Here is a 26,400-nt window from a genome sequence, read left to right as displayed (position 1 = left end):
AACTGGAAGCATGACTGAGGCCCTGACCCCCCGCTCTGCCGTGCTCGCCGAGAAGCTGTTTGCCGACGGTCTCCTCCCCGCGGACGGACCGGCGGAACTTGACGTCGTGGCAGCCGTCCACGCCATCGCCGACCGCTCCCGCCAGGCCTCCCGCAGGATGGCCCGCGCCAACCGGGCGTGGAAGGACCGCGGGCTGCGCGCCATCGCCGCTGCACTGCTGGAGCGCAAGGCCCACATCCTCGCCGCCAATGCCAAGGACGTAGCGGCCGGAAGAGCCAACGGCACGTCCGCGGCCATGCTGGACCGGCTCACCCTCACCGACGCCCGCATCCAGGGCCTCGCCGCCGCGCTGGAAATCCTCGCCAACCTTCCCGACCCGGTCGGCAACGTGGTGCGCGGCCAGACCCTGCCCAACGGACTGCGGCTGCGCCAGGTCAATGTCCCCATGGGCGTGGTCGCAGCCATTTACGAGGCCCGGCCCAACGTCACCGTCGACATCGCCGGGCTCGGCCTGAAGAGCGGCAATGCGGTCATCCTCCGCGGCGGGACCGCCGCTGCCGCCACCAACGAAGCCCTCGTTGCAGTGCTCCGCGACGCCCTGGAGTCGGTGGGCCTGCCCGCCGACGCCGTGCAGAGCGTTGACCAGTTCGGCCGCGAAGGCGCCAACGCCCTGATGCGCGCCCGCGGACGGGTCGACGTCCTGATTCCCCGCGGCGGCCGGGACCTTATCCAGTCCGTCGTGGCGAACGCCAAGGTCCCCGTGATCGAGACCGGCGAAGGCAATGTGCACATCTTCCTGGACGCCTCCGCCAACGAGGACATGGCCGTGGAGATCCTGCTGAACGCCAAGACCCAGCGGCCCAGCGTCTGCAACACCGTCGAAACCCTGCTGGTCCACTCCGCCTCGACCGTGCTGCCCGCCGTCGCCGCCGCCCTCCGCTCCGCCGGCGTCACGCTCCATGCCGACGAACGGATCCGCGCCGCGCTGCCGGCCTCCGTCGACTCCGTCCCCGCCACAGACGAGGACTGGGCCACCGAGTACATGGACCTGGACCTCGCCGTGGCCATGGTGGACAGCCTGGACGACGCCGTCAAGCACATCCGCACCTGGTCCACCGGCCACACTGAGGCCATCCTCACCAACGACCTCGGCAACGCCGAGCGGTTTATCGCCGAGGTCGATTCGGCCGCTGTGATTGTCAACGCGTCCACCCGCTTCACCGACGGCGGCGAACTCGGTCTGGGCGCCGAAGTGGGCATTTCCACCCAGAAGCTGCACGCCCGTGGCCCCATGGGCCTGACGGAACTGACCACCACCAAGTGGATCGTCCAGGGCGAGGGCCAGATCAGGGCCTAGCAACGCTGTAACATGGAACAGAAGTCCGGAACGGCGGGGATACCCGCCGTCGTCAAATCTTGAACTCACTAGGGGAGAACATGCTGTCGCAGCAGATCGCCACAATCGTCGCCGCCGCGGGCGGAACAGGCCACGAGGAACTCGCACCGATTATTGCGCCGCCGATCGTCGTCGGCGGCGTGATGTTCGCGCTCCTTATGGTCCTGCTGTTCGTCACGCTGTCCTACGGCAACCTGGGCAGGCGCCACGAAGCCGTGCAGGAGCACGCGGATCCGCACCGCCAGCACCCGAACAAGCACGATCACAGCCAAGGCCACTAATATTTCCGCCATCGTGAAGCAGCGCGGCGCCAAGCGCCGCCTGCGTCTGGGTGTGATGGGCGGCACCTTTGACCCCATCCATCACGGCCACCTTGTCGCGGCCAGCGAGGTCGCAGCCAAGTTCGACCTGGACGAGGTCGTCTTCGTGCCGACGGGCCAGCCCTGGCAGAAGATGAGCAAAAAGGTCAGCGAGGCCGAGCACCGGTACCTCATGACCGTCATCGCCACGGCGTCCAACCCGCGCTTCACCGTCAGCCGGGTGGACGTGGACCGGCCCGGGCCCACATACACGATCGACACCCTCCGGGACCTGCACACGCTGCGCCCTGACGCGGACCTGTTCTTCATTACCGGCGCTGACGCCCTGGCGCAGATCCTGTCCTGGAAGGACATCGACGAACTGTGGTCGCTCGCGCACTTCGTCGGCGTCACCCGGCCAGGCCATGTCCTGGATGGAATGGGCCGCAAGGACGTCAGCCTGCTCGAGGTTCCCGCGATGGCGATCTCCTCGACGGACTGCCGCACCAGGGTTGCGGCAGGGAACCCCGTCTGGTACCTCGTCCCCGACGGCGTGGTGCAGTACATCGCCAAGTACGGACTATACGGCGGCGACCCGGACACCGGGGACACTTCCGCCGGCAATGGCGCCGTCCGCTATGACCGCAGCACCGAGATAGCCCAACCCGCCAGCACCGAATGAGTTTGCAATGAGTCAGGAACAGCCACCAATCCGCAGCCGTCGCGAACTGCGACAGGCCAGAGATGAACGCCTGGAAGCGAACCAGGAGCCTGGACCCCCAGGTCCCGGCGCGGTTCGGCCTGCCTCGAAAACCCCTGTTGATCCCGGCGAGCCCACCGAAGCGGAAGTCACCGGCCGGCGCCGGATTCCCGGACCCGTGGACTCGGCCCGCAACACCGCCGGCTCGGAACGGTCCTCGCAGGTCCGTGCCCGGGACCGCGCCACCTTGCGCACCATCAAGGAACTCGCCGAAAAAGAAGGCAACCTCGCCGGCGGCGGACAGCCCACCAGGCGCCAGCTCCGACTGCTGCAGCTCGCCGCCGAAACGTCCCCGGCGACCGCCGCCAACCTGATCGTCCCCGCCTCGCCCCGGACCCGGGCCACCCCGATCGTCCCCCGGCCCGGCGTGGACAGCCCTCCCGCTGACAGCGCGAAAGCCGCCGGGCGGACGGCCGACGGCGCCCCCGCCGGCCCAGGCGGTCAGGGTCCCGCGGGGATGACCGTGGAACAGGCCCTCGCCGCACGGGAACTCCTGGCCCAGCAGGCCCAGAACCAGCTGGCCAAGATGGAGCACATCAACGCCACGGACCCCGACGCCGTCGATCCTCAGGTCCTGGCGGAGCAGATCGCCCTGGCCGAGCGGGCCGCCGTCCTGAACCGCCGGGCCGCCGCCAAGCAGAAGCTGGCCGAACAGGCCAGCGCGCCGGAACCGGCTCGGAATGACCCCACCACAGCCAACAACCTGGCGATGGTCACACCCCTGGAGTTCGTCCAGGTCCCCGGCGTGGAGCGGCCCGTCTTGAAGCGCCCTGCCACGTCGTACGTTCCGGTCGTCACCAACGCGGGCCCCCGGGTTGAGCCGTCCCGGAAGTCCGGTACCCGCCGTCAGGGTGCACCACGGCGGGGGGCTGCGGGCTCTGCATCCGGCCGCGCCGGCGTGCTTGCCCGCGCCGAAGCCGCCGCCAAGGCTGCCTCGGCACCGCAGGTAGTGTCCCGGCCCGCGGCAGGGATCCACTCCGCGGGCATGTCCGAGGAGGACTTCACCGGCAGGCCACCCGTCGCCGCGAACACCGCCTACGGGCTCGATCCCCTCGACGCGGACACCGCCGGCCTCGGCCGGGCGCGGCGTCTGCGCCTCGTGCAGCTGGCGGTGCTGGCCCTCGGCGTCATTGCGCTGATTGCCGGCATCACACTGATCATCACCGGCCTCTCCGGCTAAGCACCTTCGTTCGTGGCCTTGCCTTCCGGCAGACAGCCATTCCACGCATTTCAACAACACAAGCTTTTTCACCCCAACAAGGAGTCCCGTGACTGCAACAGAATCATCCATCGCCTCAGCCCGCCACGCAGCCCGAGCTGCCGCGGAAAAACTCGCCGAGGACATCGTCGCCATGGACGTCAGCGAACGGCTGGCCCTGGCCGACATCTTCCTGATTGCCTCCGCACCGTCCGAGCGCCAGGTCAACGCCATCGTCGACGGCGTTGAAGACGAACTCTCCAAGTTCGAGCTCAAGCCTATCCGCCGTGAAGGACGCTCCGGCGGCCGCTGGGTCCTGCTCGACTACGGCGACATCGTCATCCACGTCCAGCACGAGGAGGACCGCGTGTTCTACGCCCTGGAGCGCCTCTGGAAGGACTGCCCCGTCGTGGACCTGCAGCTCGGCGACGACGCGTCCGCGAAGGCCACCGCAGCCTCCGACGCGGAGTAGCAGCCCGGAGTAGCGGAATATGCCCGATTTGGAATTTTCCGAAAGGCTGTTCTAAGATATTTGAGTTGCTTCGGAGAGATCCGGACAAAATCCCGGGACCGGAAGCGTGAGCTGACGGGGTCGGAGCAACGAAAATTCGGGGCTGTGGCGCAGCTGGTAGCGCACCTGCATGGCATGCAGGGGGTCAGGGGTTCGAGTCCCCTCAGCTCCACCGGATAATCCGCCGGAATCGAAAGATTCCGGCGGATTTTTTTATTGCCGGGTTACCGCCATGGTGCGGAGTAAGTCTGTGTGCATGGGGTCTTGCCGGAATTCCAGCGCGGCCGGGCGCGCCGATTCGCGTGAACCGGAATTGTGGTTTAAGATAAACAGGTTGCTTCAGGGAAGACAGTCCTTTGCAGGACAGATTTCTGCGGCAAATTCGGGGCTGTGGCGCAGCTGGTAGCGCACCTGCATGGCATGCAGGGGGTCAGGGGTTCGAGTCCCCTCAGCTCCACCGAAGAGGTCCTGCTCATGGAGCAGGGCCTCCTTTGTTGTACGGGTGTCTCCGTCTTACCGGGGTCGCCGTCTTACCGGGGTCTCCGTCTTACCGGGGTCTCCGCTCGGCGCGGACACCCGCCAGCCGTGTCACCTGCCGCGGCGCCGGCTCTCCCGCCAGGCCCGCCACGCGCCCGTGGACCACAGGGCCCACAGCACCAGCAGCGGCTGGAACAGCAGTCGGACTCCGCGGCTCACGTCCGAGTTCAGGCCGAACGAATCGGTGCCCGTAGCGAACTGCGAGATGTTCCCCGGGAAGACCGCCACGAAGAAGGCCGCAACTATCCACCCCAGGGCCACCCGCCGGCGCCTGAGCAGCAAGAGGCCCAGTCCCAGTCCGATCTCCACCAGGCCGGAAGCGACCACCACAAAGTCGACGTCCAGCTGCAGCCAGGCCGGCACCTGGGCGCGGAACGCCTCACGTGCCCAGCCCAGGTGGCTGACGCCGGCCAGGATCAGGAACCCGCCCAGCACCAGCCGCCCGGCGGTCCGCGAGCCGGAGCCCAGCCGGGAATTCGTGTCCTTGGGCCTAACCGGGGTGTGAGCCATGGGGTGCCGCCTTCTGTTTGGTGGAGCCAGCTTAGCAATGCCGCTTCCTGGGCATCTGGCCGGGCTGCTCGACTAAAGTTGAGGACGTGAATGAGACCCTGCCCCCGTGCCCTGAATGCTCCAGCGAATACACGTACGAGATGGGGGCGCTCCTGGTCTGCCCCGAGTGCGCACATGAATGGTCGCCCGCCGCGGAAACGGAGCCCGGCGACCAGGAAGCGAAGCCGATCAAGGACGCCGTCGGCAACATCCTCGCCGACGGCGACACCGTCACGGTCATCAAGGACCTCAAGATCAAGGGCAGTTCCACCGTCATCAAAGTGGGCACCAAGGTCCGGGGTATCCGGCTCGTCAACGGTGTCGGCGACCACGACATCGACTGCAAGGTCGACGGCGTCGGCCCCATGCAGCTGAAATCCAGCGTGGTCAAGAAGATCTGAGCAGTTATGTCCGCAGGGATTGACGTCCCGGTCCGCTCCGCCGACGTCGTGGCCATTGGCGGGGGCCAGGCCGGGCTCTCCGCCGCCTACCACCTGCTGCGCCGCGGCCTGGTCCCGGCAGGGACCGCTCCGGAAGGCTTTGAACCATCCGGCGGGCGGGCCATGAGCTACATCGTCCTCGACGCTGAAGACGGCCCCGGGGGAGCCTGGCGCCACCGCTGGAAAAGCCTTCGCATGGCCACTGTGAACGGCATCAGCGACCTGCCTGGTATCCCGCAACCCTCCGTCGATCCGGAGGAAGCCAGCTCAAGCTTCCTGACCCGGTACTTCGACGGCTACGAACACCAGCTCGCCCTGGCCATCGAACGTCCCGTCAAAGTCCGGGCCGTCTCCCGGGAGGACAACAACCCGGCCGGGCGGCTGCGGATCACCACCCCCCGCGGCGACTGGTCCGCCCGGGCCATCATCAACGCCACCGGCACCTGGACCCGCCCGTTCTGGCCGATCTACCCGGGACAGGCCACCTTCCAGGGACGGCAGCTGCACGTCGCGGACTACGCCTCAGCCGAAGAATTCCGCGGCCGGCACGTCATCGTGGTGGGCGGTGGCATCTCTGCCGTCGGCCTGCTCGACGAGATCTCCCAGGTCACCACCACCAGCTGGTTCACCCGCCGGGAACCCCTCTGGCGGGATGCCGCCTTCGACCGCCAGGCCGGGCACGACGCCGTCGCGCTGGTCGAGGAGCGCGTCCGGCAGGGCCTGCCGCCGCAGAGTGTCGTCGCCGTGACCGGCCTGATCTGGACTCCGGCCCTGCGGGCGGCCGCCGCCCGCGGTGTCCTGGAGCGCCAGCCCATGTTCACCGATATCAGGCCCGGGGGAGTGCAGATGGCGGACGGCAGCTTCCTGGCCGCCGACGTGATCCTCTGGGCCACCGGCTTCCGCGCCGAACTGGAACACCTCGCCCCGCTGCACCTGCGCGGCCCCGGCGGCGGGATCGCCATGGACGGCACCCAGGTGGCCGCGGAACCGCGGGTCCACCTGGTGGGCTACGGACCGTCCTCGTCCACGATCGGAGCCAACCGTGCCGGCCGGGCCGCGGTGGCGGGCATCCTGCGTTTCCTGGGAGAGCAGGATAAGTTGGCAGGGGCCCTCACTCAGCGGGCCTGAACACCCAGACTCACATACCCCACTCACCAAAAGGCGGCAGCTCGCGCGTGGCGGACAACAAGCTCGAATCCCTCTTCTCCCGGCTGGGCAGGTTCCCGGATGTGGAGGCGGCCAACCTGCAGGCCTGGGACGCCACGGACACGCTGCTCCTGGACACGGCCCGCGACATGCTGGCGGCCGGGCTCCTGCGCCCGGGCGGCAGGCTCGCCATCATCGGGGACCGCTACGGCGCCCTGACCCTGGGGGCGCTGGCTCTGGGCGGACCGAACCCCGACGGGGACGGACCCGGCCTGGTGAACGGTCCGGTCCGGGTGCACCAGGACCTCATCACCGGTGAACGTGCCCTCCGCAACAACGCCGGGAAGCTGGGCGTCGACGGCGGCTTCGAACAGTTGCCGCTCGGCGCCGGGCTCCTGTCCGGAGCCACCGTGGTGCTGCTCCAGCTGCCCAAGTCCCTCGCGGAGCTGGAGGAGATTGCCGACGCCGTCGCCCGCCATGCCGCGCCCGACGTCGTGCTGCTGGCCGGCGGCCGGGTCAAACACATGAGCCTGGGCATGAACGCCGTGCTCGAACGCCACTTCAGCGACGTCCAGCCGCAGCATGCCCGCCAGAAGTCGCGGGTCCTTCTCGCCCGGGTTCCCAGAGCTGCCACCGGCGCCCCGACGTTCCCCGTCACGGAGGTCAACGCCGGGCTCGGATTGACCGTCTGCGCCCGCGGCGCCGTTTTTGCCGGCACCGGGCTGGACATCGGCACCCGGTTCCTGTTGGACTTCCTGCCCCAGATGCCGCCGGCGCGGCATGCGATCGACCTGGGCTGCGGCACCGGAATCCTCGCCGCCATGTACGCCCGCAGCAACCCCGGTTCCCTGGTCACGGCGACGGACCAGTCCGCCGCCGCCGTCGACTCCGCCCGGGCGACCGCGCAGGCCAACGGCCTCGCAGGCCAGATCACTGTCCTGCAGGACGACGCCATGGCCTCGCTGCCGGCGGCCAGCGCCGATTTGATCCTGCTCAACCCGCCCTTCCACGTCGGTGCGGCAGTGCATGCCGGGGCCGGCATCAAACTGATCGAGGCGGCCGGACGGGTCCTCGCACCGGGCGGGGAACTCTGGACGGTGTTCAACAGCCACCTGCACTACCGGCCCGCGCTGGAGCGGCTGGTCGGCCCCACCCGGGAGGTCGGCAGGAACCCAAAATTCACGGTGACGGCAAGCACCCGCAAATCCGCCGAAGTGTGAAGGAGGGCTTGTGGGCGGTCACAGGGGCGTAACGTACGATTCTGACATAAGCAGTGCGCAGCCAAAGACGTTTAGGGGTATCAGTGTCTGAGATCCGCCAGCCCTCGCCGAGGCGCGGAACCAATTTGCCCCGCATGGGGGACTTCAACCTCACGGTGATCCTCGACGCCATCCGGCGTTCCCCGGCCGGCCTCAGCCGGGTGGAACTGGCCCAGATCGTTGGCCTGTCCCCGCAGACCATCTCCAATATCTCCCGCCGGCTGCTGGACCAGGAGCTGATCTACGAGGCAGGCAAGGAAGGCACCGGGCCGGGCAAGCCACGGACCATGCTCAGGCTCAAGTCCTCCGGAATGTACGCCGTTGGCGTCCACCTGGATCCGGCCGTGACAACGTTTGTGCTGCTGGACCTGGTCGGAGCGGTGGTCAAGCATTCCCGGATGAAGACCCCCGCCGGCACGGATCCCGGGGCCGTCATCGACACCATCGCCGCCGAAATCAAGCAGCTCATCGCAAACTCCGGCGTCGACCCGGCACGGATCGCGGGCCTGGGGATCGCCTCGCCCGGACCGATCGACCTCGACGAGGGCACGGTCGTTGACCCGCCGCTGCTGCTCGGCTGGGACCGCGTACCGCTCCGCGACGCCCTGGCCGCGGCCACCGGGCTGTCCACCATCGTGGACAAGGACGTGACCAGTGCCGCCGTGGCGGAGACCTGGGCCGGCGGTCCGAGCGGCGCCGGAAGCTTCGTCTTTATGTACATGGGCACCGGAATCGGCTGCGGGATTGTGCTCAACGACGAAGTCGTCCGCGGCACCTCCGGCAACGCCGGCGAGATCGGCCACATCATCGTTGATCCCGATGGCCCGCCGTGCGACTGCGGCCTGCGCGGCTGCGTCAAGTCCTCCTGCATTCCGCAGGTGCTGGTGGCACGGGCCGTCGAGGCCGGTGTGCTGGAGGGCCCGCTGGAGGCCGTGACCGGCTCCGCCATCCAGGAGAGTTTTGCGGCACTGTGTGCCGCGGCCGGCGCCGGGGACCCGAGGGCAGAAGCGATCATCGACCACTCCGCCGTGCTGGTGGCCCGTGCGGTCTCCGCCGTCACCAACGCCCTGGACGTGGACCGTGTTGTTTTCGGCGGACCCTTCTGGACCTGCCTTTCGCAGCGCTACCTCGAACGGATCCCGGAGCTCGTCCGCGAAGGCAGCGCCACCCGGAAAATCCATGAGATCGAAGTCGTCGGCACCGGTGTCGGTGAGGACGTCGGCGCGATCGGCGCCGCCTGCCTCGTGCTCGAACACACGCTGGCACCCCGATCGCAGCGGCTCCTGCTGGAGGGCTAGAGCCGGCGGACTGAACCCGGCGGACTGAACCGGCGGACCCGACCCAGCACTCCGGCGTCAGTCGATGTCTTCGACGACGGTGCCGAAGGGAATGGACTCGTCCACGTGCGCCTGGTGGCCCGTGGGGCCGCGGTTGTAGGACACCTTGACACCGTGCGCCTTGTCCGCCGCGGACTGCATCAGGATGGGCCGGACCGTGTTGATGAAACTCTCGCTCTTGCCGGCGAGATACTCCTGGTAGCTGGCTGGAAGCTGGATCATGGCAAAAGGATAGTCCTGCGCGGGCACGATGGGGAGTGCCTCCGGCAGCTGTCGCGGACCGCTCACGCAGTGGCCATGATGAGCCTCGGGGCGAACAATGTTCTGTCCGTGACCGAAATATGCCGTAAAGCTGCGTCTTAATTCGGGGACCGACTTGAACGACTCCCGGGTGGTCCGTAAAGTTCTATCCAAGTTACCTCAGTAACGTGTCAGCGATCCTCCGCTGAAGGTCACCCCATGGCGGCCCGGGAGGGTGTGGGTGCCCCCATGTGGGCCTGACATTTGCTCACGGACAACTTCGTATCAGGCGTAACAGTCGCGGCTGCGTCCTGCTGGAGTTTCCTCCGTGTTCCCCAAACTCAATTCACCGACGGCCCCCGTTGTCCGGGCACAGCCGTCGGTGTTCACAGCCAAGGACGCAAATGTCTCCACCAAGCCTTATTGACAGCCATCCAAATCTTGCCGGAACGGCTCCGGTCGCCCTGTCCTATGAACTGTTCCCGCCGCGGTCGCCCGCAGCCGCGGAATCGCTCTGGACCACCATCGGCGAACTGGAAAGCACGGATCCGGACTACGTTTCCGTAACCTACGGCGCCAGCGGCTCCAACCGGAACACCGCCGTCGAACTCATCAACCGCCTGGTCCAGGAAACCACTCTCCGGCCGCTGGCGCACCTGACCTGTGTGGGGAACTCCCCGCAGGAGCTCGCCGAGATCATCGGCGAACTGCTCGACGTCGGCGTCCGCGGCATCCTGGCACTGCGCGGCGACCAGCCCAAGGACGGCGGTGTCCCTCCCGAGGGATCGCTGCGTTACGCCCAGGACCTGATCGAGCTCATCCGCCGCGTCGAACAGCGCCGCTCCGCGCTCCTCTGTGCCGGCAAGGTGGCCGTCGGGGTCGCGGCGTACCCCACGCGGCACCCGGAATCCCCGAGCGAGGCGCACGACGTCGAGGTGCTCCTGGCCAAGCAGCGCTCCGGTGCCGACTTCGCCATCACCCAGGTCTTCTTCCACACCGAGCAGTACGCGGACCTGCTGACCCGGGCACGCCGGGCCGGCGTCACCATCCCGATCATCCCCGGCGTGATGCCGCTCACCAGTGTCCGCCGGCTCACCCGGCTTAGCGAGCTGACCGGCGTCGAACCGGCCCCGGAACTCATCGAACGGCTCGCCGCCGCCGACACCGACGCCGAACGCACCCGGATCGGGGTCAGCGCCACCGTGGACCTGGCCAACGCCGCCCTCGACGCCGGCGCCCCCGGCCTGCACCTCTACACCTTCAACGAACACGCCGCAGCCCTCGACGTGCTGGACAAACTCGCCCTGCCCCGCCCGCGGAGCGGCAACCGGCACAGGAGCCACCAGCGGTTGGCCGGCCGCCGCCAGCTCGCCAGCTGACCACTTCCTTCCCTCCGCACCACGCCACCAACTCTTAGGACTTTGCCATGACTGAAAACAACACGCTCAATGCCACTCCGTTCCCGGCTGCCTCGATCCTGGGCTACCCGCGCATCGGCCGCCGCCGCGAACTGAAGAAGGCCGTCGAGGCCTACTGGGCCGGCACAATCGACGCCGCCGCCCTGGACGCCGCCGCCAAGAAAATCCAGCTCGGCACCGCCAAGCGCCTCCAGGGCCTGGGCCTCACCGAAGCCGCCGCCGTCCCCGGCACCTTCTCCTACTACGACCAGGTGCTCGACGCCGCCGCCCACCTCGGCGCCGTGCCCGCCCGCTTCGGCAACCTCCTCAACGCCGAGGGCCAGCTCGACGTCGACGGCTACTTCACCCTCGCCCGCGGCAACAAGGACCAGCAGCCCCTGGAAATGACCAAATGGTTCGACACCAACTACCACTACCTCGTCCCGGAAATCGGCCCGGAAACCACCTTCTCGCTCACGTCCAACCGGATCGTCGAGGAATTCGAGTACGCACTCGCCAACGGGGTGGAAACCCGCCCGTACATCGTCGGCCCGGTCACGTTCCTGCTGCTGAGCAAGGCCTCAGACGATGCCCCGGCCGGCTACAGCCCGCTGTCCCGCCTCGAGGACGTCCTGCCGGTGTACACCGCACTCCTGGAGAAGCTTGCCGCCGCCGGCGCCAGCTGGGTCCAGCTCGACGAGCCCGCCCTCGTGGTGGACCAGGACACCCCGGCCGAGGAAGTCCAGGCCGCCGTCGCCCGCTCCTACGAGGTGCTCTCCGCCGCCGCGAACCGCCCGCAACTGTTCGTCTCCACCCCGTACGGTGCGCTCAACGGCCAGCTCGGCACCCTTGCCGCGACCGGCATCGACGCCCTGCACCTGGACGTCTTCAAAGGTGAGGTCCCGTCCGCCGCTGCCCTCGCCGCCCTGGGCACCAAGACCCTGGTCGCCGGCGTCGTGGACGGCCACAACATCTGGCTCAACGACCTCGCCGCCTCAGCGGAGAAGATCGCCGAGCTGAAGAAGTCCGTCGCCAGCCTGGCCATCAGCACCTCCACCTCCACGCAGCACGTCCCGCACGACGTTGACGAGGAAGTCCAGCTCTCCGCGCAGCTGCGCAGCTGGCTCGCCTTCGCCGACCAGAAGGTCACCGAGGTTGTCACCCTCGCCGGCCTGCTGGGTGACCCCGAGACCGTCCGGCCGGCCATCGACGAGGCCACCCGCATCATCGCCGACCGCGCCGCGGCCGCCGGCGTCCGCCGCGCCGAGGTCCGGAACCGCACCGCCGCCCTGACCGACTCCGACTTCAGCCGTTCCGCGTACGGCGTCCGCGAAGCCGCGCAGGCCGAGGCCCTGCACCTGCCGCCGCTGCCCACCACCACCATCGGCTCCTTCCCGCAGACCGGCGAAATCCGCACCGCACGGGCCCGCGCCAACAAGGGCGAGCTCAGCACCGAGCAGTACAAGCAGCTGATGAAGGATGAGATCAAGCGCGTTGTTCAGCTGCAGGAAGAGCTCGGCTTCGACGTCCTGGTCCACGGCGAGCCCGAGCGCAACGACATGGTCCAGTACTTCGCCGAGAACCTCGAGGGCTTCGACGTCACCGTGCACGGCTGGGTCCAGTCCTACGGCTCCCGCTGTACCCGTCCCTCAATCCTGTGGGGCGATGTCACCCGCAGCGCCCCCATCACGGTGGAATGGGCCAAGTATGCGCAGTCCCTCACCAACAAGCCGATGAAGGGCATGCTCACCGGCCCGGTCACCATACTCGCCTGGTCCTTCGTCCGCGACGACCAGCCGCTCGGCGAGACCGCCAACCAGGTGGCCCTCTCCCTCCGGGACGAGATCGCCGACCTCGAAGCCGCCGGCATCAAGATCATCCAGGTGGACGAACCCGCCCTGCGCGAACTCCTGCCGCTGCGCAAGGCCGACCAGGCCGCCTACCTGGACTGGTCCGTGAAGTCCTTCCGCCTCGCCACCGCCGGCGCAGGGGATGCCACCCAGGTCCACACGCACCTGTGCTACTCCGAGTTCGGCGCCATCATCGACGCGATCGACGGCCTCGACGCCGACGTCACCTCGATCGAGGCCGCCCGCTCCCGCATGGAGGTTGTCCACGACCTCGAGTCCCACGGCTTCGGCCGCGGCGTGGGCCCGGGCGTCTACGACATCCACTCGCCGCGCGTCCCGGGCGAGCAGGAAGTCACCGAGCTCCTCAGCACCGCCGTCAAGCACGTCCCGTCCCGCCAGCTCTGGGTCAACCCGGACTGCGGCCTGAAGACCCGCGGCTACGCCGAGACCGAAGAGTCCCTGCGCAACCTGGTCACGGCCACCAAGACGGTCCGCGCCGGACTGCTCGAAGCGGCCAAGTAGCACCAGGCTTAACCAGCGGCGGCCGGCCACCTTTCACAGGTGACCGGCCGCCGTCGTACGTTGTCACCCATCGACTGCTGAGCTGTGGCCCTTTAGAACCCCCAAAAGGGCCGTTACGGAGCAATCGATTCAGGATTCCCAGAGGATCTCGTCGTCCACGACGCCGTCCTCGTCCGCGGAGGCCACCAGGACCTCGTCGGTGAAGTGCTTGCCGAGCGTGAAGTCCAGAACGAAGTAGCGTTCCGGCTGGCCGGGGAAGATGCCCACATGGCCCAGCTTGAGCGCCTTCAGGAAAACAGCATCGGTGAGCTGGTTTTTGTCCTCGACGCCGAAGACCTTCTTCAGGTGCTCGTCCTTGATCGCGGTGCAGTGGAAGTGGCGGTACTCCTGCGGGCTGGTGCCGTCCTGTCCCAGTTCGTCGGCGATCATTTCGCGGACCTGGTCCACGAGCTCCGGCAGGAAACGCAACCGGTAGTCAACTTTGTGCATCGCCGCTTCGTCGAAGTGGTCATGCGCGTTGACATTCAGGTCAAGCTCCACGGTCTCTCCCGCCAGTTCATGCTTGGCGGTGAAATTGTGGTCCCTTCCGTGGTTGAGCTCGACCTCTCCGAAGTGCTTGCTCGCTACCTTGTTCATACCTTCAACATAGTCCTCATAACCGGCCCGTTCCAGCATTCCCAAGGTTTTATCCGGTACCGGACCCGCCCTGGCGGCCGGTGCCGGTACATTGAGCGGATGCAAACTGCTGCCCCCGCCGTCGCCCGCGCCCGTCAACTATTCGACAGCGGAGCCACCCGTCCGCTGGGCTGGCGGCTCGAGCAACTGCGCAGCCTGCGCCGGATGCTGGCGGAGCGCCGCACGGAATTCGCGGAAGCGCTGGGCAGCGATCTGGGCAAACACGCCACCGAATCGCTGCTGACGGAAATCGGTTTTGTCACAGCCGAAGCCGCGCACCTGGAAAAGCACCTCGCGGCGTGGCTGCGGCCCCGTCCCGTCGCCGTCCCGCTCGCGGTCCAGCCCGCCAGGGCCTGGACCGAGCTGACCCCGCTGGGGGTGGTGCTGGTGATCGGGCCATGGAACTACCCGCTGCAGCTGTTGCTCGCCCCGCTGGCCGGCGCCCTCGCCGCCGGCAACACCGTCGTCCTCAAACCGAGCGAACAGGCCCCCGCCACCTCGGCGGCCCTGGCCCGCTGGATTCCGGAATACCTGGCCGGCGCGGCGGAAGTGGTCGAGGGCGGCATCCCGGAAACCACCGCGCTGCTGGCGATGCCTTTCGACCACATCTTCTTCACCGGCGGTGAGGCCGCCGCCAAGGTGGTGCTGCGCGCGGCAGCCGAGCACCTGACGCCGGTCACCCTCGAGCTGGGCGGCAAATCCCCGGCCTACGTGGACTCCTCCACTGACCTGGCCAAGGCCGCCAAACGGCTCGCGTGGGGCCGGTTCATGAACGCCGGGCAGACCTGCGTGGCGCCCGACTACATCCTGGCCACCGAAGACGTACTGGTTCCGCTCGAGCGCGAGCTGGTCAAGGCGATCGGCGCGCTCTTCGGCACGGACGCCGCCCTCAGCGACTCCTACGGCAGGATCGTCAACGACCGGCATTTCGCACGGATCGCGGCCCTCGCCGACGGCAGCACCGTGGTCCACGGCGGCGAGCGGGACGCCGCCAGCCGCCACTTCGCCCCGACCCTGCTGCGGCCAGCACCCGGGGACACCGTCATGGGGGAGGAGATCTTCGGCCCGCTTCTCCCGCTGGTCCCCGTCGCCGGGCAGGACGAGGCCATCCGCATGATCAACGACGGCGCCAAGCCGCTGGCGCTCTACGTGTTCAGCAACGACCCCGGCACCCGCCGGGCCTTCGCGGAACGCACGTCCTCGGGGGCGCTGTGCTTCGACGTCCCCGCGGCGCACCTGATGGTTCCGGGACTGCCCTTCGGCGGGGTCGGCGGCAGCGGCATGGGCGCCTACCACGGTGAGCACTCACTGCGGACGTTCTCGCACGAACGGTCCACCCTGGCCAAGACCTTCCGGCCCGACACCCTGGAACTGATCTACCCGCCCTACACCAAGACCAAACACCGGCTCATCAGCGCCCTCGCCGGGATGGGGACCGGGCTCCGCAAACGGCTCCGGGCACGCTGACCCGGCCCGTGCGCTGACCCGGCCCTTGCACTGACTCATCCCGTGCGCTGACTCAGCCCTTGCGCGGGACGGACTGCTTCAGGGCCGGGGAGTTGAACGTGTCCGCGAGCAGTTCGACGAAGAGCTGGACCTGCGCGGTCTGCTTCTCATTGATCAGCAGGGCAAAGACGTTGCGGGCCAGCCGGATCTCGGGAACGTCCAGCACCACCACCCCGGCCGGGCGGTGCAGCAGGGCGAGCTCGGGAACCAGCGCCGCGCCCAGCCCGGCCGCGGCCATCTCAAGGCTCGCGTGGAAGTCATCGCTGTACGCCACCACCCTCGGGTGCAGGTTGCAGCTGGCAAAGAGCCGCTCGATCACGGTGGCGTCGGACGTGCCGGGGTGGTGCACGATCCACGGCATGTCGGAGAGGTGGTCCGCCGCGACCTTCGAATCCGTGCCGATGCCCCAGGCCGCCGGCAGCACCACCCGGAAGTCGTCGTCGCCGATCCACTGCCGGTTCACGGTGTGCGGCCACGCCAGGCCGGACTGACCCACCTGGTAGACGAGGGCGACGTCGAGTTCGCCGCCGGTGCGCAGGCCCTGGATGGTCTGGGCCGGCTCCGCGACGGAGACCCGCAGGTCGATGCCGAGTTTCTTCCAGGCCGGATTCGCCAGGATCCGCGGCAGCACATACGTGGCCAGGCTGGGGAAGATGCCCAGCCGGAGCTCCTGCCGGGTGGTGTCCGCGGTGCGGGACGCCGCCGCCATCAGCGCCTCGATATCCGTGAGGACCTTGGCCGCATGCCGGGTCATGACCAGGGCGGCTTCCGTGGGCTGGATGCTGCGGGCCGAGCGCTGGAACAGCTCAACGCCGGTGTCGCGTTCCAGGGCCGACATCTGCTGGGAAACCGCCGACGCCGTGTACCCCAGCCGGGTGGCGGCCGCCGCGAAGGACCCCAGCCGGGTCACTTCGACAAGGGTCCGCAGATGGACGGGGTTAATCAAGGGCTGCCCTTCTGGCGTTCCGGTGAGGCGGGACCGCAATCCCGCTTCATTCTGGCACATTGGACTCAAGTAAAAAGCTCGGAAGTCGCACACATCCACCGGCCCCACGGCGACGAATTGCCCATAAGACGATTCACCCGGACGATCCAGGCAATCGATGTACCAGCCAACAGGAGCAGATCAGTGTCAGATGCAGCAGGGAATCCCGAGGGCCGCCGAGTAGCCGTGATTGGCAGCGGGGTGGCGGGACTGACCGCCGCGTACGTCCTGAACCGGCAGGACACCGTCACCCTCTTCGAAGCCGATTCCCGGCTCGGCGGCCACGCCCACACCCACGACGTGCCGCAGGCAGGCGGGCCCGTGCTCGGGATCGACACCGGCTTTATCGTCCACAACGAACGGACCTACCCCACACTGCTGCGGCTCTTCGCTGAGCTGGGCATTGAAACCCAGGACTCGGAAATGAGCATGTCCGTCCGCTGCGACGGCTGCGGCCTGGAATACGCCGGCGCCCGGGCCAAGGGCCGCGGCATCCTGCCCGGCCCCGCCACCCTGCTGCGCGGCCGCTACCTGCTGATGCTGCTCGAGGTGATGCGCTTCTACCGCAAGGCCCGCGCCCTGCTCGCCGAGGGCGCCCCCGTAGGGGAGAACACAGCTGCCCCGGAGCTGACCCTCGGCGACTTCCTGGCCCGGGAGAAGTTCAGCAGCTACTTCATCTCGCACTTCATGACACCGATCGTGAGCGCGGTCTGGTCCTGCGACCCGACGACGGCGCTCGCCTACCCGGCACGCTACCTCTTCACCTTCCTGGGCCACCACGGACTGCTCGGAGTCTCGGGCTCGCCGCAGTGGCGCACCGTCACCGGCGGCTCGCGCACCTACGTGGATAAACTCGCGGCCACGCTGCCGGACATCCGCCTGGCCTGCCCGGTCATCGGCGTGCGGCGCCACGCGGACGGCGTGGAACTGACCACCGGGACCACCGGCGCCGGCACCATGACCACCGAGACGTTCGACGCCGTCGTGATTGCCACCCACCCGGCCCAGGCGCTGGGCATGCTCACCGACGCCTCGCCCGCCGAGCGGGCCGCGCTCGGCGGGATGCCGTACTCGGTCAACCACACCGTCTTCCACCGCGACGCCGCCGTGCTGCCGTCCAGTGACAACGCCAGAGCATCCTGGAACTACCGGCTGCCCTCCTGCGACGCCCGCCCGGACAAGGTCCTGGTCAGCTACGACATGGCCCGGCTGCAACGGCTCGACCCCGCAGACGGCGGACGCTACATCGTCAGCCTGGGCGAGTCCGAGCTGATCGCGGACCATTCCGTGCTGGAGCGCATGGTCTACGAACACCCGCAGTACACCCCGGAGTCGCTCCGGGCGCAGGAGCAGATCCTGGCCCTCGGCGACGCCCGGCTGGCCTTCGCCGGCGCCTACCACGGCTGGGGATTCCACGAGGACGGCGCCCTCTCCGGCGTCCGGGCCGCGGAACGGCTGGGGCGCACCTGGGACGACCCCGCCGTCGCCCTCAACGAGGAGTACCGTGCCGTGGCCATCGACCCGGACCTGCAGAGCGTCTCCGCGGAGGGCTCATGAGCGCCACTGCCGCCATCTACCGCACCTCCATCGCGCATGTGCGGCGCACCCCGCTGAAGAATGCGTTCACCTACCGCAGCTACAGCTGGTACGTCGACGTCGACCGGCTCCCCGTGATGCCCCGCCTCCTCCGGCCGCTCGCCGGCTTCAGCGTCGCGGACCACCTGGGCGACCCGGACGGCACCCTCCGCGGCAACGTTGAGGCGTTCCTCGCCACCCGGGGGATCGACCTCGACGGCGGCCGGATCACCATGCTGGCCAGCGCCAGGGTGTTCGGCCACGTCTTCAACCCGCTGAGCCTGTTCTGGTGCCACAACGCCGCCGGGGAGCTGCGCTGCGTCCTCGCCGAGGTCCACAACACCTACGGCGAACGGCACTGCTACCTCCTCGAAACGGACGACGCCGGCCGGGCCAGTGTCCCGAAGGCCTTCTACGTCTCACCCTTCAACGACGTCGAAGGCCAGTACCGGATGAAACTCCCGGAACCCGGCGAACGGCTCGCCGTCTCGATCGTCCTCGAACGCGAGGGGCAGCAGCCCTTCATCGCCAGCGTGGACGGCGAACGCCACGACGCCACCGTGCGGAACATCCTCGCCACCGCGCTCGCGGTCCCGCTGGCACCCCTGCGCGTCTCGGCGCAGATCCGCTGGCAGGGCATCAAACTCTGGGCACGTCGGCTGCCCATCATCAAACGACCACACCACCCTTCACAGGAGGCAGTTCAGTGACAATGACCGAAGCGACCGGATCCGGCGCCGCGCGCCGGACGCATGAGTCCGCAGCCCCCTACACCGTCCCGCAGCCGCCCGCCGCGGTCGACGCCGCCATCTGGCCAAGCATCGCCACCGTCCCCTCAAGCCTCAAAGCCCGGGTGGCCGGCCGGGCCGCTGACGCCATCTTCAAAGCTGCGGTCCGCCGGCTTCCGCTGGAGGTCCGCTACCCGGACGGCACCGTCCTGGGCAAGGCTGCCACTCCCGGCCGCACCTACCCCGTCATGACCATGAACCGTCCCGAGGCGTTCGCGGCCCGGCTCGGCGACGGCGGCCTGATCGGCCTGGGCGAGTCCTTTATGGCCGGCGACTGGGACGCTGACAACCTCACCGCCGTCATGGAGGTCTTCGCCGCCCGCGTGGGGACCCTCGTGCCGGAACCGCTGCAGAAACTGCGTGCCTTCTACCTGCCGCGGCAGCCGCGGAAGGAACGCAATACCGAGCAGAACACCCGCTCCAACATTTCCCGGCACTACGACCTCTCCAACGAGCTCTTCGGCACGTTCCTGGACGAGACCATGACCTACTCCAGCGCACTCTTCCCGGAATCGGGCGAAGCGCTGGAGAGCGTCGCCTGGGACGGCTTCGCCGCCGCGCAGCAGGCCAAGATCGACCGGCTGCTGGACAAGGCCGGCGTCGGGCAGGGCACCCGGGTGCTGGAAATCGGCACCGGCTGGGGCGAGCTCGCCCTCCGGGCCGCGCAGCGCGGCGCCACCGTCTACTCCGTCACCCTCTCCAGCGAGCAGCAGGAACTGGCCCGCAAGCGCATCGCCGACGCCGGCTACACCGACGCCGTCACGATCGAGCTCAAGGACTACCGCGCGGTCGAAGGGGAGTACGACGCCGTCGTCTCCGTCGAGATGATCGAGGCCGTCGGCTTCGAATACTGGGCCACGTACTTCCAGACCATCGAGCGCGTCCTCGCCCCCGGCGGGAAGGTCGCCATCCAGGCCATCACGATCGCCCATGACCGGCTGATGGCCACCCGCACCAGCTACACGTGGGTGCACAAGTACATCTTCCCCGGCGGCGTCATCCCCTCCGTCCGGGCCATCGAGGACATCACGGAGAAGCAGACCGGACTCCGCGTCCGCGAACGCCTGGCCATGGGGGAGCACTACGCCCAGACGCTGCGGCTCTGGGAAGAACGCTTTATGGCCCGCTCCGCCGACGTCCGGGCCCTGGGCTTCGACGAGATCTTCCAGCGCATGTGGCTGTTCTACCTCTGCTACTCCCGGGCGGGCTTCGAAACCGGCTACCTCGACGTGCAGCAGATCGTCCTGGACCGCCGGACTGCGGGCGAGGGCAGCAATTAGCGGCTGCTGTTAGCCGCCTCACGCTGTGGAAGGCGGGCACCCGACGGGTGCCCGCCTTCTTCGTGTTTCCGGACACCACATCCAGTGCTTAACAGCACTCCGGACCGCCGCGCCGCACACCGGCGACACGCCGTCCACCACGCGACACGCAGGGAGTTAATTGTGCAAAGGTACTCCACAGCCTGTGGATTTCGTCCGGCAAAATGGCGGAAATACGGACATTTTGAGGCACCCCGCCTGTGGACTGGCGGTGCATTAAATGACATACTTGTAATACATCATCTTGGGGTCCACATCGGGCTCTTGCACTACATGTAGTATCGACATACAGCTCCAGCGGAGCAGCAATGCTCGCCAGGCAAGGCCAGTAACGGATAAGGATTCCTGTCCCGGATCGGCCCGCCCGGACTACTGGCACCGGAGACGCACCAGAGACTCAGCTCGAACGCAGTGGACAGTTCGCTGTAAAAAATTACGCAGTACCAAAGACTTCAACAAAGGGGACAGGGACCATGACCGTTACGGTTTACACGAAGCCGGCCTGTGTTCAGTGCAACGCGACATACCGCGCGCTGGATAAGAAGGGCATCACCTACCAGAGCGTCGACATCTCGCAGGATGCGGATGCCCTCGAGCGCCTGAAGGCCCTCGGCTACATGCAGGCTCCGGTTGTCGTCACGGACCAGGACCACTGGTCCGGTTTCCGCCCCGACAAGATCGAGGAACTGGCGCAGGCGTACTCCGTCGCCGTCGCCTGAACCGCTTCTCAGGAAAACACGTCAGATGAGGTGACTCCCATGGCACTGGCAACAGCAGCGGCCCACACGTCGCTGGCAGCAGACACCGCAGCAGACACTGTCCGGACCACCGCCAGCCACCTCATCTATTTCTCCTCCACCTCGGAGAACACCGCACGCTTCGTCAGGAAGCTGGGCATCGACGCGGCGCGGATTCCCCTCCATGCGAGGGAACCCGCGCTCGTGGCCACCGAGCCCTTCGTGCTGGTGCTTCCCACCTACGGCGGCACCGGGGGAGAGGGATCCGTTCCGAAGCAGGTCATCCGCTTCCTGAACGATCCGAGGAACCGGCAACAGCTCCGTGGAGTGATCGGGGCGGGCAATACGAACTTTGGGGACAACTACTGCATGGCCGGCGACATCATCGCCGCGAAATGCCAGGTCCCGCACCTATATCGATTCGAACTCATGGGGACGCCGGAAGACGTCAGCCGAGTACAACAAGGATTGGAACAATTTTGGACACGACTGTCGCAGACACAGAAGTAACCGGGTCCGGCTCCGCCGCAGCGAAGCCCGCCGCCGTCGAAAAGCACGTCGAAAAGCACGTCGAGAAGCACACCGTCCCGGGTGAGAAGCCGGTCATGCCGGCTGCCTTCCAGGGCCTGGGCTACCACGAGCTCAACGCCATGCTGAACCTGTACGGCCCGAACGGGGAGATCCAGTTCGAGGCTGACCGCGAGGCCGCGCACCAGTACTTCCTGCAGCACGTGAACAACAACACCGTGTTCTTCCACGACCTTGAGGAAAAGCTCGACTACCTCGTCAAGAACGAGTACTACGAGCGCGAAACCCTCGACCAGTACACGATGAACTTCATCCGCGAGCTCTACAACCGCGCGTACAAGAAGAAGTTCCGTTTCGAGACGTTCCTCGGCGCCTTCAAGTTCTACACCTCCTACACGCTGAAGACGTTCGACGGAAAGCGCTTCCTGGAGCGCTACGAGGACCGCGTCTGCATGGTGGCCCTGCACCTGGCCCGCGGCGACGAGCAGCTCGCCACCCAGATGGTCGATGAGATCATCGAGGGCCGCTTCCAGCCGGCCACCCCGACGTTCCTCAACGCCGGCAAGCGCCAGCGCGGCGAGCTGGTCTCCTGCTTCCTGCTCCGCATCGAAGACAACATGGAGTCGATCGGCCGTTCCATCAACTCCGCCCTGCAGCTGTCCAAGCGCGGCGGCGGCGTGGCGTTCGCGCTGACCAACATCCGCGAGGTCGGCGCACCGATCAAGCAGATCGAGAACCAGTCCTCCGGCGTCATCCCCGTGATGAAGCTCCTCGAGGACAGCTTCTCCTACGCCAACCAGCTCGGTGCCCGCCAGGGTGCCGGCGCGGTGTACCTGCACGCGCACCACCCGGACATCTACCGCTTCCTGGACACCAAGCGCGAGAACGCGGACGAGAAGATCCGCATCAAGACCCTCTCGCTCGGCGTCGTGATCCCGGACATCACCTTCGAGCTGGCCAAGAAGGACGAGGACATGTACCTGTTCTCGCCCTACGACGTCGAACGCGTCTACGGCATGCCGTTCTCCGACGTCTCGGTCACCGAGAAGTACTACGAGATGGTGGACGACTCCCGGATCAAGAAGACCAAGATCAAGGCGCGTGAGTTCTTCCAGACCCTCGCCGAGATCCAGTTCGAATCCGGCTACCCGTACATCATGTTCGAGGACACCGTGAACCGGGAAAACCCGATCGACGGCAAGATCATCATGTCCAACCTGTGCTCCGAGATCCTCCAGGTCTCCCAGCCCACGACGTACCACGATGACCTGTCCTACGACCAGACCGGCAAGGACATCTCCTGCAACCTGGGTTCGCTGAACATCGCCAAGGCGATGGACTCGCCGGACTTCGGCCTGACCATCGAGACCGCCATCCGCGCGCTCTCGGCCGTCTCGGACATGTCCAACATCACCTCGGTGCCCTCGATCGCCCGCGGCAACGACCAGAGCCACGCCATCGGCCTGGGCCAGATGAACCTGCACGGCTACCTGGCCCGTGAGCGGGTCCATTACGGCTCCGAAGAAGGCATCGACTTCACCAACATCTACTTCTACTCGGTGGTGTTCCACGCGGTCCGCGCCTCCAACCGGCTGGCCATCCAGACCGGCCAGACCTTCGGCGGCTTCGAGAAGTCGAAGTACGCGTCCGGCGAGTTCTTCGACAAATACACGAACCAGGAATGGGTCCCGCAGACCGCCAAGGTTGCCGAGCTGTTCAAGAACATCCACATCCCCACCCAGGATGACTGGCGCGAGCTGAAGGCTTCCGTCATGGAGCACGGCATCTACAACCAGAACCTGCAGGCTGTTCCGCCGACGGGCTCGATCTCCTACATCAACAACTCCACCTCCTCGATCCACCCGGTGGCGTCCAAGATCGAGATCCGCAAGGAAGGCAAGCTGGGCCGCGTGTACTACCCGGCGCCGTACCTGACGAACGACAACCTGGAGTACTACCAGGACGCGTACGAGATCGGCTACGAGAAGGTCATCGACACCTACGCTGCGGCAACCCAGCACGTGGACCAGGGCCTGTCCCTGACGCTGTTCTTCAAGGACACCGCCACCACGCGCGACATCAACAAGGCCCAGATCTACGCCTGGAAGAAGGGCATCAAGACCATCTACTACATCCGTCTCCGCCAGCTCGCGCTGGAAGGGACCGAGGTGGACAACTGCGTCAGCTGCATGTTGTAACCGATATCGGTTGATTTTGCTCCAGTACGACGGCGGGCGCCCGCCCGCCGTCGTACGCTTAACTTAACGAAGAACCCAACTTTTAGGGGAAGACATGACCGAGAAGGTCAAGCTGCTTAGCCACGTTGAAGCCATTAACTGGAACCGCATCCAGGACGACAAGGACGTGGACGTCTGGAACCGCCTGGTCAACAACTTCTGGCTGCCGGAAAAGATCCCGCTGTCCAACGACGTCCAGTCGTGGGCAACGCTGACCCCGGACGAGCAGCAGCTCACCATGCGCGTGTTTACCGGCCTGACGCTGCTGGATACCATCCAGGGCACCGTCGGTGCCGTCTCGCTGATCCCGGACGCGATCACCCCGCACGAAGAAGCCGTCTACACGAACATCGCCTTCATGGAGTCGGTGCACGCGAAGAGCTACTCCTCCATATTTTCCACGCTGGCCTCCACTAAGGAGATCGACGAGGCGTTCCGCTGGTCCACGGAGAACGTGAACCTGCAGAAGAAGGCCCAGATCGTCATGGATTACTACCAGGGCGACGACCCCCTGAAACGCAAGGTGGCCTCGACGCTGCTGGAGAGCTTCCTGTTCTACTCAGGCTTCTACCTGCCGATGTACTGGTCGTCGCGGGCCAAGCTGACGAACACGGCTGACCTGATCCGCCTGATCATCCGCGATGAGGCCGTGCACGGCTACTACATCGGCTACAAGTTCCAGAAGGGCCTCGAGGGCCTGTCCGAGGAGCGCAAGCAGGAGATCAAGGACTACACGTTTGAGCTGCTCTTCGAGCTCTACGAAAACGAAGTCCAGTACACGCACGACCTCTACGACTCCGTCGGCCTGGCGGAGGACGTCAAGAAGTTCCTGCACTACAACGCCAACAAGGCGCTGATGAACCTGGGCTACGAGGCCATGTTCCCGGCCTCCGTCACCGACGTGAACCCGGCCATCCTGTCGGCCCTGTCGCCGAACGCTGACGAGAACCACGACTTCTTCTCGGGGTCCGGTTCGTCGTATGTGATCGGCAAGGCTGTTAATACTGAGGATGACGACTGGGACTTCTAGTGCTCTTTTCTCCCGCTTGTAGTATCAAATAAAGCTATGGCGACCGGAAACTCCGGTCGCCATAGCTTTGCAAGTTATAGGGTTGTTCTAATTGAAGTATATCTACAGAACCGCTCTGACGGTCAGTTAGCAGTGAGCTCCAGCTAACCGAATATTCCGGCGTTCATGCAATTATCCGCTTTCGTTCCAATTGGAAGTCGTGACCGCCGTTTACAATGTACTGTGAGTCGGCAGCCGATTCTTTAGCAGTGAATAGTGAAAGCTCCTGGAGCGGAGAGGAGAGTTGCTGCCACCGAGATTGGGCAGCCAATAAAATTCGTTCACGTGCTTGGGCGGGAGTTTCGGCAAAGCCGCCATTATTCATGGGAGGATTCCTTTCGATTGGGCGACTCGATAACAAACTGATGTAATACGACGGATTCGGCGTCATTGATGGCAAATCCTTGAAAATCACGGGGAATACGCGGCGTGGACGTTTTTGGATCCCACAAAGTCAATGCCCCGGAGGAGGCTTTTCGATCGGAGTCAGGAGCTGCAAATAGTCGTCCAAATGCGCGAGGTGTAACACCATGGAAGGGCCGGAAGGTCGATTTGACTGCGGTTTCATACATAGATTCTGCTTTACTTTTTGGATACGGTTCGATGTAAATTACCGGGTCCAAGCCTAGAGCCACGATGTGCTTGGCACAGAGATGACAGGGGTACGTTGTGGTGTATATTGCTGCCTCGTGTAGTGCGATGCCCTGGCGGGCCGCATCCATCATCGCGGTCATTTCTGCATGTACGGGACGTTGGAACTCGATTAGACCTCGAAGCGGTAGATCACCGATTTCTCCCAGAAAAACAGAAGCGTCTTCTGCCAGCTTTTGTTTACTCTCATCCGAGAGGAAGCCCTTTCTAGAAAGATCTTCCAAGACTTCTAGGGCGAGACTCTGTATTTCACCGTCACTTGTGTCGAAGCCAATTTCTGTGTCCGTTCGTTCTCCAGTCGGAACCTCATTGTGTCCGAGCGCAATTACTTTACCGTGGCGACTGATAATACAAGCACCGACTTTGCGCCCGAGGGCAGTCGTCATAGCGGACGCTGTGTCTGCTAGGTGCATCGCAAGTTCGTCCACTGTTGGCGGGGAGTAGCGCGGGCTCTGAAAAATCAGGTCAAAGAAACGTGCAATTTCGAGGCTGTGATGGCCTCGAGAGTTCTGACCTACGTGGAGTTCGATCTTAACAATAAGATCGGACATGGGAAAAGTCTTCCGGACATTTTGCCCAAAAGCAGTCGGCTCGTTGTCATCTTTGATGATTAGATCACGGGCGCGTTGTGTAGTTACTAGAGCTGGTTCCCCTTTGTAGGATGACCGCAACTTATCCCGAAATTGCTGAATTCGAGATTCTTCATCTATGAATCCGCCAATCAGGAAAAACCGGTCTGCATAAACCTGACGCAGCGTGGTGACTTCGGCTGGACGTTTGAGGTGTGTCAAGGATGTGAGACAGTCGGGTGGTTTCTTGTCAGTTAGGCAGCCACGGTTTGCGGCTGGTTTTTTGTCTTGAAATTGGCCATCGCGGTGGCCGGCGGCAA

General features: G+C 66.0%; 24 protein-coding genes and 2 tRNA genes. 21 read left to right on the top strand and 5 right to left on the bottom strand.

Annotated features, from left to right (window positions below; translation table 11 throughout):
• Nucleotides 1-10 precede the first annotated feature (10 nt).
• The 7 genes from ACZY0Y_RS16085 to ACZY0Y_RS16055 all read left to right on the top strand — a co-directional run bounded on the left by ACZY0Y_RS16085 (nt 11) and on the right by ACZY0Y_RS16055 (nt 4,621).
• Entirely contained in the window at nt 11-1,357 is a 1,347-nt protein-coding gene (locus ACZY0Y_RS16085) for a glutamate-5-semialdehyde dehydrogenase (RefSeq protein WP_463959101.1), read from the top strand.
• 80 nt (nt 1,358-1,437) lie between these two features.
• On the top strand, nt 1,438-1,677 hold the full coding sequence (locus ACZY0Y_RS16080; RefSeq protein ID WP_463881413.1) for a hypothetical protein: 240 nt from the start codon (nt 1,438-1,440) through the stop codon (nt 1,675-1,677).
• A 55-nt stretch (nt 1,678-1,732) separates the two neighbouring features.
• Entirely contained in the window at nt 1,733-2,377 is a 645-nt protein-coding gene (nadD, locus tag ACZY0Y_RS16075) for a nicotinate-nucleotide adenylyltransferase (RefSeq protein ID WP_237393979.1), read from the top strand.
• Between the two features lie 7 nt (nt 2,378-2,384).
• The gene (locus tag ACZY0Y_RS16070; protein WP_463881416.1) at nt 2,385-3,635 is read left to right on the top strand and encodes a hypothetical protein; all 1,251 of its coding nucleotides are present in this window, start codon (nt 2,385-2,387) and stop codon (nt 3,633-3,635) included.
• Between the two features lie 88 nt (nt 3,636-3,723).
• Nucleotides 3,724-4,125 (top strand): ribosome silencing factor, encoded by a 402-nt coding sequence (rsfS, locus tag ACZY0Y_RS16065; RefSeq protein ID WP_463959099.1) that lies wholly within the window; start codon nt 3,724-3,726, stop codon nt 4,123-4,125.
• Nucleotides 4,126-4,263: 138 nt separating this feature from the next.
• Nucleotides 4,264-4,336 (top strand) — tRNA-Ala (locus ACZY0Y_RS16060).
• Between the two features lie 212 nt (nt 4,337-4,548).
• Nucleotides 4,549-4,621, top strand: a tRNA-Ala gene (locus ACZY0Y_RS16055).
• Nucleotides 4,622-4,752: 131 nt separating this feature from the next.
• On the opposite strand, the gene ACZY0Y_RS16050 is transcribed toward ACZY0Y_RS16055, so the two are convergent.
• Nucleotides 4,753-5,211: a DoxX family protein gene (locus ACZY0Y_RS16050; protein WP_463959097.1), complete on the bottom strand. Its 459-nt coding sequence runs from the start codon at nt 5,209-5,211 to the stop codon at nt 4,753-4,755.
• 86 nt (nt 5,212-5,297) lie between these two features.
• Here ACZY0Y_RS16050 and ACZY0Y_RS16045 point away from each other — a divergent pair, with 86 nt between their 5' ends.
• The 4 genes from ACZY0Y_RS16045 to ACZY0Y_RS16030 all read left to right on the top strand — a co-directional run bounded on the left by ACZY0Y_RS16045 (nt 5,298) and on the right by ACZY0Y_RS16030 (nt 9,393).
• Nucleotides 5,298-5,651 (top strand): zinc ribbon domain-containing protein YjdM, encoded by a 354-nt coding sequence (locus ACZY0Y_RS16045; protein WP_463881426.1) that lies wholly within the window; start codon nt 5,298-5,300, stop codon nt 5,649-5,651.
• A gap of 6 nt (nt 5,652-5,657) precedes the next feature.
• On the top strand, nt 5,658-6,818 hold the full coding sequence (locus ACZY0Y_RS16040; protein ID WP_463959095.1) for an NAD(P)-binding domain-containing protein: 1,161 nt from the start codon (nt 5,658-5,660) through the stop codon (nt 6,816-6,818).
• A gap of 47 nt (nt 6,819-6,865) precedes the next feature.
• Nucleotides 6,866-8,056, top strand: a complete 1,191-nt coding sequence (locus tag ACZY0Y_RS16035) for a class I SAM-dependent methyltransferase (RefSeq protein WP_463881430.1) — start codon at nt 6,866-6,868, stop codon at nt 8,054-8,056.
• An 83-nt stretch (nt 8,057-8,139) separates the two neighbouring features.
• On the top strand, nt 8,140-9,393 hold the full coding sequence (locus ACZY0Y_RS16030; RefSeq protein WP_463881433.1) for an ROK family transcriptional regulator: 1,254 nt from the start codon (nt 8,140-8,142) through the stop codon (nt 9,391-9,393).
• A 57-nt stretch (nt 9,394-9,450) separates the two neighbouring features.
• On the opposite strand, the gene ACZY0Y_RS16025 is transcribed toward ACZY0Y_RS16030, so the two are convergent.
• Nucleotides 9,451-9,654 carry a hypothetical protein gene (locus tag ACZY0Y_RS16025; protein ID WP_024368356.1) on the bottom strand — a complete coding sequence of 68 codons (204 nt, stop codon included), beginning with the start codon at nt 9,652-9,654 and terminating at the stop codon, nt 9,451-9,453.
• 422 nt (nt 9,655-10,076) lie between these two features.
• Here ACZY0Y_RS16025 and ACZY0Y_RS16020 point away from each other — a divergent pair, with 422 nt between their 5' ends.
• Both ACZY0Y_RS16020 and metE read left to right on the top strand, forming a co-directional pair.
• Entirely contained in the window at nt 10,077-11,051 is a 975-nt protein-coding gene (locus ACZY0Y_RS16020) for a methylenetetrahydrofolate reductase (RefSeq protein WP_463959093.1), read from the top strand.
• 47 nt (nt 11,052-11,098) lie between these two features.
• The gene (metE, locus tag ACZY0Y_RS16015; RefSeq protein WP_463959091.1) at nt 11,099-13,441 is read left to right on the top strand and encodes a 5-methyltetrahydropteroyltriglutamate--homocysteine S-methyltransferase; all 2,343 of its coding nucleotides are present in this window, start codon (nt 11,099-11,101) and stop codon (nt 13,439-13,441) included.
• A gap of 129 nt (nt 13,442-13,570) precedes the next feature.
• On the opposite strand, the gene ACZY0Y_RS16010 is transcribed toward metE, so the two are convergent.
• Nucleotides 13,571-14,077, bottom strand: a complete 507-nt coding sequence (locus tag ACZY0Y_RS16010) for a DUF2004 domain-containing protein (RefSeq protein ID WP_463881441.1) — start codon at nt 14,075-14,077, stop codon at nt 13,571-13,573.
• A 99-nt stretch (nt 14,078-14,176) separates the two neighbouring features.
• Between ACZY0Y_RS16010 and ACZY0Y_RS16005 the strand changes: the two genes are divergently transcribed.
• A complete protein-coding gene (locus ACZY0Y_RS16005; protein WP_463959090.1) occupies nt 14,177-15,583 on the top strand; it encodes an aldehyde dehydrogenase family protein in 1,407 nt (468 codons plus the stop codon).
• A 52-nt stretch (nt 15,584-15,635) separates the two neighbouring features.
• Here the strand turns inward: ACZY0Y_RS16005 and ACZY0Y_RS16000 are convergent, their stop codons facing one another.
• Nucleotides 15,636-16,568 (bottom strand): LysR family transcriptional regulator, encoded by a 933-nt coding sequence (locus ACZY0Y_RS16000; RefSeq protein WP_463881446.1) that lies wholly within the window; start codon nt 16,566-16,568, stop codon nt 15,636-15,638.
• A gap of 183 nt (nt 16,569-16,751) precedes the next feature.
• Here ACZY0Y_RS16000 and ACZY0Y_RS15995 point away from each other — a divergent pair, with 183 nt between their 5' ends.
• The 7 genes from ACZY0Y_RS15995 to nrdF all read left to right on the top strand — a co-directional run bounded on the left by ACZY0Y_RS15995 (nt 16,752) and on the right by nrdF (nt 24,821).
• Nucleotides 16,752-18,164: an NAD(P)/FAD-dependent oxidoreductase gene (locus ACZY0Y_RS15995; RefSeq protein ID WP_463959089.1), complete on the top strand. Its 1,413-nt coding sequence runs from the start codon at nt 16,752-16,754 to the stop codon at nt 18,162-18,164.
• Nucleotides 18,161-18,892 (top strand): DUF1365 domain-containing protein, encoded by a 732-nt coding sequence (locus tag ACZY0Y_RS15990; protein WP_463959087.1) that lies wholly within the window; start codon nt 18,161-18,163, stop codon nt 18,890-18,892. Before ACZY0Y_RS15995 ends, ACZY0Y_RS15990 begins: the two co-directional genes overlap by 4 nt.
• 2 nt (nt 18,893-18,894) lie before the next feature.
• Nucleotides 18,895-20,250 carry a class I SAM-dependent methyltransferase gene (locus ACZY0Y_RS15985; RefSeq protein WP_463959108.1) on the top strand — a complete coding sequence of 452 codons (1,356 nt, stop codon included), beginning with the start codon at nt 18,895-18,897 and terminating at the stop codon, nt 20,248-20,250.
• Between the two features lie 512 nt (nt 20,251-20,762).
• Nucleotides 20,763-21,008: a glutaredoxin-like protein NrdH gene (nrdH, locus tag ACZY0Y_RS15980; RefSeq protein WP_326959408.1), complete on the top strand. Its 246-nt coding sequence runs from the start codon at nt 20,763-20,765 to the stop codon at nt 21,006-21,008.
• Between the two features lie 39 nt (nt 21,009-21,047).
• Nucleotides 21,048-21,536 carry a class Ib ribonucleoside-diphosphate reductase assembly flavoprotein NrdI gene (gene nrdI, locus ACZY0Y_RS15975; protein ID WP_463959085.1) on the top strand — a complete coding sequence of 163 codons (489 nt, stop codon included), beginning with the start codon at nt 21,048-21,050 and terminating at the stop codon, nt 21,534-21,536.
• Nucleotides 21,537-21,631: 95 nt separating this feature from the next.
• Nucleotides 21,632-23,752, top strand: a complete 2,121-nt coding sequence (nrdE, locus tag ACZY0Y_RS15970) for a class 1b ribonucleoside-diphosphate reductase subunit alpha (RefSeq protein WP_463881650.1) — start codon at nt 21,632-21,634, stop codon at nt 23,750-23,752.
• Nucleotides 23,753-23,846: 94 nt separating this feature from the next.
• On the top strand, nt 23,847-24,821 hold the full coding sequence (gene nrdF, locus ACZY0Y_RS15965; RefSeq protein WP_024368367.1) for a class 1b ribonucleoside-diphosphate reductase subunit beta: 975 nt from the start codon (nt 23,847-23,849) through the stop codon (nt 24,819-24,821).
• A 356-nt stretch (nt 24,822-25,177) separates the two neighbouring features.
• Here the strand turns inward: nrdF and ACZY0Y_RS15960 are convergent.
• The coding region (locus tag ACZY0Y_RS15960; RefSeq protein ID WP_463959083.1) for a deaminase at nt 25,178-26,400 on the bottom strand (1,223 nt) is incomplete at its 5' end.

Source organism: Pseudarthrobacter kochi, assembly GCF_055412805.1.
Note: the sequence above shows the minus strand (reverse complement) of the source record. Positions and strands in the feature narration are given on the sequence as shown.

Excerpts from the sequence above, each read along its gene's own strand:
- ACZY0Y_RS16010 (WP_463881441.1), bottom strand. The coding sequence starts at position 14,077 with ATGAACAAGGTAGCGAGCAAGCACTTCGGAGAGGTCGAGCTCAACCAC.
- ACZY0Y_RS16040 (WP_463959095.1), top strand. The coding sequence starts at position 5,658 with ATGTCCGCAGGGATTGACGTCCCGGTCCGCTCCGCCGACGTCGTGGCC.
- metE (WP_463959091.1), top strand. The coding sequence starts at position 11,099 with ATGACTGAAAACAACACGCTCAATGCCACTCCGTTCCCGGCTGCCTCG.
- ACZY0Y_RS15985 (WP_463959108.1), top strand. The coding sequence starts at position 18,895 with ATGACCGAAGCGACCGGATCCGGCGCCGCGCGCCGGACGCATGAGTCC.
- ACZY0Y_RS16085 (WP_463959101.1), top strand. The coding sequence starts at position 11 with ATGACTGAGGCCCTGACCCCCCGCTCTGCCGTGCTCGCCGAGAAGCTG.
- ACZY0Y_RS16050 (WP_463959097.1), bottom strand. The coding sequence starts at position 5,211 with ATGGCTCACACCCCGGTTAGGCCCAAGGACACGAATTCCCGGCTGGGC.
- nadD (WP_237393979.1), top strand. The coding sequence starts at position 1,733 with ATGGGCGGCACCTTTGACCCCATCCATCACGGCCACCTTGTCGCGGCC.
- ACZY0Y_RS15990 (WP_463959087.1), top strand. The coding sequence starts at position 18,161 with ATGAGCGCCACTGCCGCCATCTACCGCACCTCCATCGCGCATGTGCGG.
- ACZY0Y_RS16020 (WP_463959093.1), top strand. The coding sequence starts at position 10,077 with ATGTCTCCACCAAGCCTTATTGACAGCCATCCAAATCTTGCCGGAACG.
- nrdE (WP_463881650.1), top strand. The coding sequence starts at position 21,632 with ATGCCGGCTGCCTTCCAGGGCCTGGGCTACCACGAGCTCAACGCCATG.
- nrdF (WP_024368367.1), top strand. The coding sequence starts at position 23,847 with ATGACCGAGAAGGTCAAGCTGCTTAGCCACGTTGAAGCCATTAACTGG.
- ACZY0Y_RS16080 (WP_463881413.1), top strand. The coding sequence starts at position 1,438 with ATGCTGTCGCAGCAGATCGCCACAATCGTCGCCGCCGCGGGCGGAACA.
- nrdI (WP_463959085.1), top strand. The coding sequence starts at position 21,048 with ATGGCACTGGCAACAGCAGCGGCCCACACGTCGCTGGCAGCAGACACC.
- ACZY0Y_RS16005 (WP_463959090.1), top strand. The coding sequence starts at position 14,177 with ATGCAAACTGCTGCCCCCGCCGTCGCCCGCGCCCGTCAACTATTCGAC.
- nrdH (WP_326959408.1), top strand. The coding sequence starts at position 20,763 with ATGACCGTTACGGTTTACACGAAGCCGGCCTGTGTTCAGTGCAACGCG.
- ACZY0Y_RS16025 (WP_024368356.1), bottom strand. The coding sequence starts at position 9,654 with ATGATCCAGCTTCCAGCCAGCTACCAGGAGTATCTCGCCGGCAAGAGC.
- ACZY0Y_RS16070 (WP_463881416.1), top strand. The coding sequence starts at position 2,385 with ATGAGTCAGGAACAGCCACCAATCCGCAGCCGTCGCGAACTGCGACAG.